The organism is Streptomyces phyllanthi, from assembly GCF_009377205.1.
In the GTDB taxonomy this organism is placed as follows: Bacteria; Actinomycetota; Actinomycetes; order Streptomycetales; family Streptomycetaceae; genus Streptomyces; species Streptomyces phyllanthi.
Map to the genome: position 1 here is coordinate 1 of NZ_VJZE01000337.1, position 10,229 is coordinate 10,229.

Genomic DNA, 10,229 nt, shown 5'->3' on the forward strand with positions numbered 1-10,229 from the left:
GTCCACGGGCGCCGGACCGGCCCTCCCGCCTGCCGACTGCGGGCTCGATTCGAGGTGTCTGGTCAGCGGCGCGAGTGGCCGAAGAGTATGCGGTAGCCGATCAGCAGCACGAGGGATCCGCCGATGGCCGCGGCCCACGTGGCGCCGTCGTAGAAGTCCTTGGTGACGGGGTGGTCGAGCCAACGGGCCGATATCCAGCCGCCGATGAACGCGCCCGCGACACCGATGAGGGTCGTGCCGAAGAAACCGCCCGGGTCACGGCCCGGCAGCAGGAACTTGGCGATGGCTCCGGCCAACAGCCCCAGAATGATCCAGCTGATGATGCTCATGCCGTGAACCTGCCCTTTCGTTCTGTACCTGTGCTGTGCTCCTGCTCCGGCCACGCTGTGTTCACACGTGCCACGCCGGTCACATCCTCTGGTCGACCAGGTCGACCACCCGAGCATGGTGCAGGGCGTGCGTGGCGCTGCCGGTCATGCTGGTTGCGCCTGTCCTGGTGTGCCGGTTTCTTCGTGTCCTGTTGTCCGTGAGGACGACTCGGTGGTGTCTGCCGGTTGCACTGATCAGTAGGGTGCGCCCTATGACACAGTCCGCTTCGCATCCCGGCCTGCGGCGGACCCTCGGGGTCGGGGACGCAGTGGTCATCGGTCTCGGATCGATGGTCGGCGCCGGCATCTTCGCCGCGCTGGGGCCGGCGGCCGGCGCGGCCGGGTCGGGGCTCCTTCTGGGTCTCGGGGTGGCGGCCGTCGTCGCCTACTGCAACGCCATGTCGTCGGCGCGGCTGGCCGCGCTGTACCCCGCCTCCGGTGGCACGTACGTGTACGGGCGCGAGCGGCTCGGGGACTTCTGGGGGTACCTGGCGGGCTGGTCGTTCGTCGTCGGCAAGACGGCCTCGTGCGCGGCGATGGCGCTCACTGTCGGCGCGTACCTCTGGCCGGGGCAGGAGCACGCCGTGGCCGTCGCGGCCGTGGTGGCGCTGACCGCGGTGAACTACGGCGGCGTCCAGAAGTCCGCCTGGCTGACGCGGATCATCGTGGCGGTCGTGCTGGCGGTCCTCGCTTCCGTGGTGGTCGTGTGTCTCGGGTCCGGGGAGGCCGACGCCGGGCGGCTGGACATCGGGCTCTCCTCGGGCGTCGGCGGGGTGCTTCAGGCGGCCGGCCTGCTGTTCTTCGCGTTCGCCGGGTACGCGCGGATCGCGACCCTCGGTGAGGAGGTACGGGATCCGGCGCGCACCATCCCGCGCGCGATCCCGCTGGCGCTCGGCATCGCGCTGGCCGTGTACGCCGCCGTGGCCGTCGCGGCCCTCTCCGTGCTGGGGCCGGGCGGGCTCGGAGACGCCTCGGCACCGCTGGCCGACGCGGTCCGGGCCGCCGGGGCCCCGGGGCTCGTTCCCGTCGTGCGCGTCGGTGCTGCCGTGGCCGCGCTGGGGTCGCTGCTGGCGCTCATCCTGGGGGTCTCCCGGACGACACTCGCCATGGCCCGCGACCGGCACCTGCCCGGCGCCCTGGCCGCCGTGCATCCTCGCTTCCAGGTACCGCACCGCGCGGAACTCGCCGTCGGCACGGTGGTCGCCGTCCTGGCCGCCACCACCGACGTGCGGGGCGCGATCGGCTTCTCCTCCTTCGGTGTGCTCATGTACTACGCCATCGCCAACGCATCGGCGTGGACGCTGAGTCCGGCCCCGGTTGCGCGGGTCGTACCGGTGATCGGGCTAGTCGGCTGCGGCACGCTGGCGTTCGCGCTGCCTGGGGTGTCGGTGGCCGTGGGCGCGGTGGTACTCGCTGTCGGGGCGGCCGCGTACGGCGTACGGCGGTGGTGGGCGTCGCGGAGGCCGACGGCCAGGCGCTGAGCGGGCCGGAGCGGGCGGTCGGCGTGAACCGGCCGGGAGGCCGGGAGGCTGCGCGAGACCGGTCAGGAGGCCTGCGCGGCCTCCGTGCGTATCCGGAACTCCGTCCAAGGGGCGAGGTCCGTCTCATCGTTGGACGTGACGGCGGCCGGCTCGGCCGCGGGCGGACTGTCGAGCAGGGGCAACAGGCCGTACTCCGGGCGGAATCCACCGTCGCCATGCGGAGATGGAGGGCGGCGAGCAGCGGCGGCAGGGTGGACTCGGCGCGGGCGACCGCAGCCCCGTCCATGGGCGCGGGAAGCATGGGCCAGCCCAACGGGCGGGGCGTGCGGGCCTTGTCCGCCGCCCTGTTCAGCAACTGCTCGATCTCGGTCATGGGTTCAGGATGCAGGACGGCACTGACAGTCGGGCAGGCCTGTGGATAAGTGAGCGGGCGCTCAGGCGAGGCGTCCCCAGCGTCCGCACACGAGGCCGGACGTCTTGTCCGCTTGTTCCTCGCGGCCCTCCTCGCCACGCCGCTCTGCCGGCTCTGGTGAAGCCGCTCTACCAGCTCTGGGTGAACGGCCGGTCGCTCCGCACGATCTCGCGTCCGAGTGGCAGCAACGAGACCGGGATGAGCTTGAAGTTGGCGATGCCCAGGGGGATGCCGATGATCGTGACGCAGAGGGCGATGCCAGTGACGATGTGCCCGAGGGCCAGCCACCAGCCGGCGAGGACCAGCCACAGCACGTTGCCGACGCAGGAGGGCGCGCCCGCGTCGCGGCGTTCCACCGTCGTGTACCCGAAGGGCCACAGGGCGTAGACGCCGATGCGGAACGCGGCGATGCCGAACGGGATGCCGATGATCGTGATGCACAGCAGCAGGCCCGCGAGCAGATAGGCGAGGAACAGCCAGAAGCCGCTGAGGACGAGCCAGATTACGTTCAGGATTGTCTTCACTGGTGCCGACCTGCCATCTGCTCGAGACGGGCGATGCGCTCCGCCATCGGTGGGTGCGTGGAAAACATCTTGGAGAGTCCCTGGCCCGGGCGGAAGGGATTCGCGATCATCATGTGGCTCGCGGTCTCGATACGCGGCTCCGGCGGCAGCGGAAGCTGCTTGGTACCCGCTTCGAGCTTGCGCAGGGCGCCGGCGAGGGCCAGAGGATCGCCGGTCAGCTGCGCGCCGGACGCGTCTGCCTCGTACTCCCGGGAGCGGCTGATGGCGAGTTGGATGATGGATGCGGCGAGCGGGCCCAGGATCAGGATCAGCAGCATGCCGAGAAGGCCGGGGCCGTCGTCGTCATCCGAGCGGCCGATGGGGATCAGCCAGGCGAAGTTCACCAGGAACATGATCACCGAGGCCAGGGCTCCGGCGACCGACGAGATCAGAATATCGCGGTTGTAGACATGGCTCAGCTCGTGGCCGATGACGGCGCGCAGCTCGCGCTCGTCCAGCAGGCGCCGGAGTCCCTCGGTCACGCACACCGCCGAGTTGCGCGGGTTGCGGCCTGTCGCGAACGCGTTGGGCGCGTCCGTCGGGGAGATGTACAGGCGCGGCATGGGCTGGCGGGCCTGGGTGGAGAGCTCGCGGACGATGCGGTAGAGGGCGGGGGCCTCGAACTCGCTCACGGGGCGTGCGCGCATCGCGCGTAGAGCCAGTTTGTCGCTGTTCCAGTACGCGTACGCGTTGGTGCCGATCGCGACGGCTAGCGCGACGACCAGGCCCGTACGTCCGAAGAAGCTGCCGATGACGATGATGAGTGCGGACAGCCCCCCGAGGAGTACGGCGGTCCTGAGCCCGTTGTGCCGGCGGTGCACGGTACGCCCTCCAAGTCGTGCGGCAGGGGAACCCTTGCTTGCGGGTGCTGTCGACTCCACTTCTCAGTGGACCCTCCCGTACTGGTCAACGCCAGGCAGGGAGTCCCAGTTCCCTTGTGTGCGTTGGGGCGCTCGTCGGCCGTCCGGGTGAGAGCCATGCCCCGGCACGCGCGCGTGGGTCTCGGGCGCTCCACGCGCGCGTGCGGATGCCGTACGGGGTCAGAAGAGGCCGGTGGCGGAGAAGCGCAGGACCAACTGGGGTGCTCCGGACAGGACAATGCCCAGGAGGCCGGTCAGGGCGATAGCGGCCGCCAGCGGGGCCGGGGCGCGGTGTTTCTCGGGCTCGCCCTCGGGCGCGCGGAACAGCAGGGCCGTCCACTGGAGGTAGTAGAAGAGGGCGATCACGACGTTGACGGCCATGATCACGGCGAGCCAGCCGAGACCCGCGTCCACGGCTGCCGAGAACACGGTGACCTTGGCGAAGAGGCCGATGATGCCGGGCGGCAGTCCCGCGAGGCAGAGCAGGAAGAAGCCGAGGAGCAGTGCGGTGAGGGGGCTGGCCGCGTACAGGCCGCGGTAGTCGCTGACGCGGTTCAGCGGCTTCGCGCGGGCCACGAGCGCGGCCACCGCGAAGGCGCCGAGGTTCACGGCGGCGTACATCAGGGCGTACGCGACGGTGGAGCCGATCGCTTTCTCGGCGTCGTCCGAGTACGCCGCTGCCGCGATCGGAACCAGGAGGTAGCCCGCCTGCCCGACGGAGGACCACGCGAGGAGCCTGACCGCGCTGTACGCGCGCGTGGGTTGCTGACGGAGGGCGCCGACGTTGCCGATGGTCATGGTGAGCGCGGCCAGCGCGGCGAGGGAGGGGCCCCAGACGTCGGCGTACGACGGCAGGGCGACGACGGTGACGAGGATCAGTCCTGAGAAGCCGACAGCCTTGCCGACGACGGACAGGTAGGCGGCTACGGGGAGCGGCGCCCCCACGTAGGTGTCGGGCACCCAGAAGTGGAACGGTACGGCGGCTGTCTTGAAGGCGAAGCCGATGAGAGTGAGGACGACGCCGGTCTGGGCGAGCGTGTGGAGCTGCCCGTCGACGTTCTGGATCCTGTCGGCGATCTCGGTGAGGTACAGGGTGCCCGTGGAGGCGTACACGAAGCTGATGCCCATCAAGCTGACGGCGGTCGCGGTGACCGACGACAGGAAGAACTTCAGGGCGGCTTCGGAGGAGCGCCTGTCGCCGTACCGGAGGCCGACGAGGGCGAAGGCGGGCAGCGAGGCGACCTCCAGGGCGACGATGAGGGTCGCCAGGTCGCGGGAGGCGGGCAGGAGGGCGGCGCCGGCGGCGGACGACAGCAGCAGGAACCAGAACTCCCCTTCGGGGAGTTCCCTCTTGGCGTCCTTCAGGGCCGTCATCGACAGCAGGGCGGCGAGGAGGGCTCCGCCGAGGACCAGGAACTGGATGACGAGCGCGAACCGGTCCGCCGCGTAGCTGCAGACGTTCGCGTCGCCGGTCAGGCAGAAGGTGGAGCGGTCGCCGTCCAGCAGCGGCAGCAGGGCGAGCGTGGACGCGGCGAGACCCGCCACCGACACCCAGCCGAGCAGCGCCTTCCTGGCGTCGCCCACGAAGAGGTCGGCGACGAGCACGGCCAGTCCGACGACCGCGGTGATGGTGGGCGGCGCGATGGCGACCCAGTCGACGGACTGGACCAGGGACTGGGCCGCGGGCTGGGCCAGGGAGCTCATCGGGTGCCTCCTGCGAGGAGCTGCTGCACGGCCGGGTCGGTCAGGCCGAGGAGGGCCGCGGGCCAGAGGCCTGCGAGGACGGTGAGGGCGACGAGCGGGGCCCAGGCGGCGAACTCGTACGTCTGGACGTCCGGCAGTCCGGGAGCGTCCTGCGGGGCGGCGCCCATGCAGACGCGGCGTACGACGACGAGCAGGTACGCGGCGGTGAGCAGTGTGCCGAACGCGGCGATCGCCATGAAGGTGAGGAACGCGGGACGGCTGAGGCCCTCGGCGGGCCGGAACGCGCCGAACAGAGCGAGCATCTCGCCCCAGAATCCGGCGAGGCCCGGCAGTCCGAGCGAGGCGACCGCGCCGAAGGCGAGCAGGCCGCCGAGGCGCGGCGCCTTGCCGTAGAGGGCGGCGCCGGTCTCCTTGGCGAGGGCGTCGAGGTCGGTGGTGCCCGTGCGGTCCTTCAGCGCGCCGACCAGGAAGAAGAGCAGGCCGGTGATGAGGCCGTGGGCGATGTTCGCGAACAGCGCTCCGTTCATGCCGGTCGGGGTCATCGTCGCGATGCCGAGCAGCACGAAGCCCATGTGGCCGACGGAGGAGTACGCGATGAGGCGCTTGAGGTCCCCCTTGGCTCCCTGCTTGGCGAGGGCGAGGCAGGCCAGCGAACCGTAGATGATGCCGACGACCGCGAAGGCCGCGAGATACGGCGCGAAGGTGCGGAACCCGTCGGGCGTGACCGGCAGGAGGATGCGGACGAAACCGTACGTACCCATCTTCAGCAGGACACCGGCCAGCAGGACCGAGCCGACGGTCGGCGCGGCGGTGTGGGCGTCCGGCAGCCAGCTGTGCAGCGGCCACATCGGCGTCTTGACCGCGAGCCCGACTGCTACCGCCAGAACGGCGATGACCTGCACGGATGTGCTGAGCGGCCGGTCGTTGTCAGTGGCGAGTGCCACCATGTCGAATGTGCCCGCCTTGATTCCGATCAGGAGCAGGCCCAGCAGCATGACGACGGAGCCGAGCAGTGTGAAGAGGATGAACTTCCAAGCGGCTTGGGTCCGTTCCTCACCGCCCCAGCGGGCGATGAGGAAGTACATCGGGATGAGCACCATCTCGAACGCGAGGAAGAACAGCAGAAGGTCGAGGACGGCGAAGGTGGCGAGGGTGCCGGACTCCAGGACGAGCAGCAGTGAGACGAAGGCCTTCGGGGACGGGCCCGCAGGCATCTTGAAGTAGGAGTACAGCGCGCAGAGGAAGGTCAGCAGCGCGCTCAGGACCAGAAGGGGGAGGGAGATGCCGTCGACACCGAGGTGGATGCGCACGTCGAGTGCGGGGATCCAGCTGATGTCCGTGCCGGCCTGGATCCTCGACGGCTGGTCGTGGTCGAAGCCGAGCGCGAGGACGATCGCGGCGATGAGGACCGTGCCGGTCACGGTCACCCCGTGGCGGAGCACGGCCTGCTCGGGTGACTTCCCCTTCAGCCCGGGCGGGGCCGGCAGGAGAGCGGTGGCGGCGCCGAGAAGCGGGCCGACGACGAGGAACGCCAGAAGGAACTGCATCAGGGACTCGTTGATATCGATCACGCCTGCTCACGCTCCCGTGGCGACGAGGAGGGCGGCGACCGCCAGGATGACGGTGCCGGCGAGCAGCGCGCTCACGTAGGTCTGCACATTGCCGGTCTGGGCGCGTCGTACGGCCGCGCCGAGCAGGCGGGGTACGGCTCCGGCGCCGCGTACGTAGGTGTCGACGACCTCGCGGTCGAGGAACCGGACGAGGCTCGCTCCGGCCTGGACCGGGCGGACGAAGAGCGCCGTGTACACGACGTCGAGGTGGAAGCCGACAGCCGCGTGCCGGTGCAGCGGTCCGAGCAGCAGCCGGCCCGGGTCCGCGGGGTCGGGCGCGGCGGCCACGTCTCCGTACGCGGCTGCGTGGCTCGCGATCGCCTCGGCCTCGACCTGGGCGGCGTCCCCCTCGGGGTGAGCCGCGACCGCACCCAGCGGGACGCGGGCCGCGAGGGCGGTGGTGTGCTTCCAGGCCCCGTACGTCACCAGTCCGCCGACCAGCGCGAGTCCCGTGCCGAGCACGGACGTCGTGAGGGTCGGGGTCAGGTCGCGTCCGTCGAACCAGTCGGGCAGCAGCCCGGTTGCCAGGCCGAAGGCGAGGGACGGGACGGCGAGCAGCCACAGCACGGCGTTCATCGCGACCGGCTGCTTCCCGTGGTCGGGGGCCTCGATGCCCCGGCCCCGGAACGCGAGCAGCCACAGACGCATGGCGTACGCGGCGGTAAGCAGGGCCGTGAGCAGGCCGGACACGAGAACGACCCAGCCCGCGGCGCCGGGGACGCCCTGGGTGTGGCCGGTGGCGACGTGCTCGGCGGCGCCGAGGACGGCCTCCTTGCTGAAGAAGCCGCTGAAGGGCGGGATCGCGGCGAGGGCGAGGAGCGCGACGGTCATCGTCCAGTAGGCGTCGGGGATGCGGGCGCGCAGGTCGCTCATGCGGGACATGGCGGCCAGCGAGTTGGTACCGGCGGCGTGGATGATCACGCCGGCCGCGAGGAACAGCAGCGCTTTGAAGGCGCCGTGCGAGAGGAGGTGGAAGACGGCGGCACCGCGGTCACCGACGGCGAGGGCACCGGTCATGTAGCCGAGCTGGCCGATCGTCGAGTACGCGAGGACGCGCTTGATGTCGTCCTGGGCGAGCGCGGCGAGACCTGAGCCGACCATCGTGACCGCAGCCATGACGGCCATGACCAGCAGGGCCGCCGAGGAGGCGGCGAAGACCGGGAGGAGCCGGGCGATGAAGTAGACGCCGGCGGCGACCATCGTCGCGGCGTGGATCAGCGCGGAGACGGGTGTGGGGCCCGCCATAGCGTCGGGGAGCCAGGTGTGGAGCGGGAACTGCGCCGACTTGCCCGCCACACCCGCCAGGAGCAGCAGGGCGATGAGCGTCGGGTGGTCGAGTCCGCCGCTCGCGACCGCGCCCAGGACGGTCGTGATGCGGAAGGACCCGGCGTCCACGGCGAGCGCGAACAGGCCGATGAGGAAGGGGACGTCGCCGAGCTTGGTGACCAGGAAGGCCTTGATGGAGGCGGCGCGGGCCTCCGGGGTCTCCCAGTAGTGGCCGACGAGGAAGTACGAGCAGATGCCCATGATCTCCCAGCCGACCAGCAGCACCATCAGGTCGCCTGAGTAGACGACGAGCAGCATCGCGGAGGTGAACAGGGAGACGAGAGCGGCGTACGAGGGGTAGCGCGGGTCGTCGCGCAGATAGCCCGTCGAGTAGATCTGCACGCTGGTCGCGACCAGGCCGACCAGGACGGCGACCAGGGCGGCGAAGCCGTCGATGTGCAGGGCGAGCTCGATCGGGACCGAGCCGGTGGGTGTCAGCTCGGTGGCGGCGTCGACGGCCCGGCCACCGCCCTGGCGTACGGCGACCAGCACGGCGAGGGCGAAGGCCGTGAGGGTCGGCAGGACGGCGAGAGGGCGGACGAAGCCTGGGGCGGTGCGGCCCAGGAGCAGGCCGGCCGCGGCGCCCAGGAAGGGAAGGAGGGGGACGAGGGCGGCGAGGGTGGTCGTGGTCACGCGGTGGCCTCAGCCTTCTCGCCGGCCGTCTCGGGCGCGGGGGCGTCGCTGTCGGGGCCGTCGGTCTCGTGGCCCTCGGCGGTGTCGCGGAGCTTGTCGATGTCGGCGGTGCCGCGGTTGCGGTGGACGGCGAGCACGATCGCCAGGCCGATGCCGATCTCGGCGGCGGCGATGGCGATGGTGAACAGGGTCAGCGCCTGGCCGGAGTGCAGGGCCTCCTCGGCGGCCTTGCTGAGCCAGACGTCGAAGGCGACGAGGTTGAGGTTGACGGCGTTGAGCATCAGCTCGACCGACATGAGGACCAGGATGGCGTTGCGGCGGGCGAGGACGCCGTACAGGCCGGTGCAGAAGAGGAGGGCGGAGAGCACGGCGGGATAGGCGAGGTGCATCAGCGCGGCTCCTTCGCACTCGGGGTTCCGGACTCGGTGCGGGCGCCGGGGCGGTCGGTGGTGGTCGCCTTCGCCTTGCGGGAGAGGACGATCGCGCCGACGAGGGCGGCGAGGAGGAGGACGGACAGGGCCTCGAAGGGGAGGACCCAGTTCTGGAAGAGGGCCTTGCCGGTGACCTCGGTGGAGCCGGCGGCGGCGCCGTCCAGGTCGATCCAGGTCGTGCGGAAGGCGTCGACGACGACCCAGACCAGCGCGGCGGCCGAGGCGACGGCCACGGTGAGGGCGGCCCAGCGGTTGCCGGAGTCGGCGTCCGGGGAGCGGCCGATGGGGGCCTTGGTGAGCATCAGACCGAACAGGAGGAGGACCACGACGGAGCCTACATAGATGAGGACCTGCACCCAGGCGATGAACTCCGCTGTGAGCAGGAGGTACTCGACGGCGAGGCCGCCGAGCGTGACCACGAGCCACAGGGCGGCGTGCACCAGCTGCCGGGTGGTGACGGTGACGATCGCGGCGCCGAGGGTGACCAGGCCGACGAGGAGGAAGGCGATCTCGACGCCGGTCGGGGAGAGGAAGCCGTGGCCGGGGTCCGCCGCGATGGGGGCTCCTCCCTGCCCGAGTCCCCCTGCTCGGGCGAAGCCGAGAGCTTGGGGGAGGCCGGCGGCTGCGGCAGCTGCGAGGCTCATTCCCTGTCCTCCCGCCGGGGTCGGGGCTGGTCGGTCTGCTGCTTGGACTCGCCCATGGGCCGGGTGGGCCCCTCGGAGGCACGGGCCTGCTCGTCCGCGTGAGGTTCGGTACCGGTCCCGGTCGGGGCGGCGGGCCGGTCGGGGGCAGCAGGTCGGCCGGGGGCAGTGGGCCGGCCGGGGGCGGCGGTGGCCTGATC

General features: G+C 71.3%; 9 protein-coding genes and 2 pseudogenes. 1 reads left to right on the plus strand and 10 read right to left on the minus strand.

The window, feature by feature from the left end:
- Window positions 1-62 precede the first annotated feature (62 nt).
- Window positions 63-329: a GlsB/YeaQ/YmgE family stress response membrane protein gene (locus FNH04_RS33065; protein ID WP_152789540.1), complete on the minus strand. Its 267-nt coding sequence runs from the start codon at window positions 327-329 to the stop codon at window positions 63-65.
- A 251-nt stretch (window positions 330-580) separates the two neighbouring features.
- Here FNH04_RS33065 and FNH04_RS33070 point away from each other — a divergent pair, with 251 nt between their 5' ends.
- Entirely contained in the window at window positions 581-1,849 is a 1,269-nt protein-coding gene (locus FNH04_RS33070; RefSeq protein ID WP_152789541.1) for an APC family permease, read from the plus strand.
- Between the two features lie 134 nt (window positions 1,850-1,983).
- Here the strand turns inward: FNH04_RS33070 and FNH04_RS48090 are convergent.
- From FNH04_RS48090 to FNH04_RS48095, 9 genes and pseudogenes are all read right to left on the minus strand, one after another.
- Window positions 1,984-2,222, minus strand: a pseudogene (locus tag FNH04_RS48090) (SMI1/KNR4 family protein); the annotation flags it as partial.
- A 167-nt stretch (window positions 2,223-2,389) separates the two neighbouring features.
- Window positions 2,390-2,785, minus strand: a complete 396-nt coding sequence (locus tag FNH04_RS33080; protein ID WP_322724536.1) for a YccF domain-containing protein — start codon at window positions 2,783-2,785, stop codon at window positions 2,390-2,392.
- Entirely contained in the window at window positions 2,782-3,645 is an 864-nt protein-coding gene (htpX, locus tag FNH04_RS33085; protein ID WP_322724537.1) for a zinc metalloprotease HtpX, read from the minus strand. The genes FNH04_RS33080 and htpX overlap by 4 nt, the downstream gene beginning before the upstream one ends.
- A gap of 219 nt (window positions 3,646-3,864) precedes the next feature.
- Window positions 3,865-5,388, minus strand: a complete 1,524-nt coding sequence (locus FNH04_RS33090) for an NADH-quinone oxidoreductase subunit N (protein WP_152789542.1) — start codon at window positions 5,386-5,388, stop codon at window positions 3,865-3,867.
- On the minus strand, window positions 5,385-6,959 hold the full coding sequence (locus FNH04_RS33095; protein WP_322724538.1) for a complex I subunit 4 family protein: 1,575 nt from the start codon (window positions 6,957-6,959) through the stop codon (window positions 5,385-5,387). The genes FNH04_RS33090 and FNH04_RS33095 overlap by 4 nt, the downstream gene beginning before the upstream one ends.
- Window positions 6,960-6,965: 6 nt before the next feature.
- A complete protein-coding gene (locus FNH04_RS33100; protein WP_322724540.1) occupies window positions 6,966-8,957 on the minus strand; it encodes an NADH-quinone oxidoreductase subunit 5 family protein in 1,992 nt (663 codons plus the stop codon).
- Entirely contained in the window at window positions 8,954-9,346 is a 393-nt protein-coding gene (nuoK, locus tag FNH04_RS33105; protein WP_152789543.1) for an NADH-quinone oxidoreductase subunit NuoK, read from the minus strand. Before nuoK ends, FNH04_RS33100 begins: the two co-directional genes overlap by 4 nt.
- Window positions 9,346-10,032: an NADH-quinone oxidoreductase subunit J family protein gene (locus FNH04_RS33110; protein ID WP_228031754.1), complete on the minus strand. Its 687-nt coding sequence runs from the start codon at window positions 10,030-10,032 to the stop codon at window positions 9,346-9,348. Before FNH04_RS33110 ends, nuoK begins: the two co-directional genes overlap by 1 nt.
- A pseudogene (locus tag FNH04_RS48095) lies at window positions 10,029-10,229 on the minus strand (hypothetical protein); the annotation flags it as partial. The gene FNH04_RS33110 and the pseudogene FNH04_RS48095, both read right to left, overlap by 4 nt.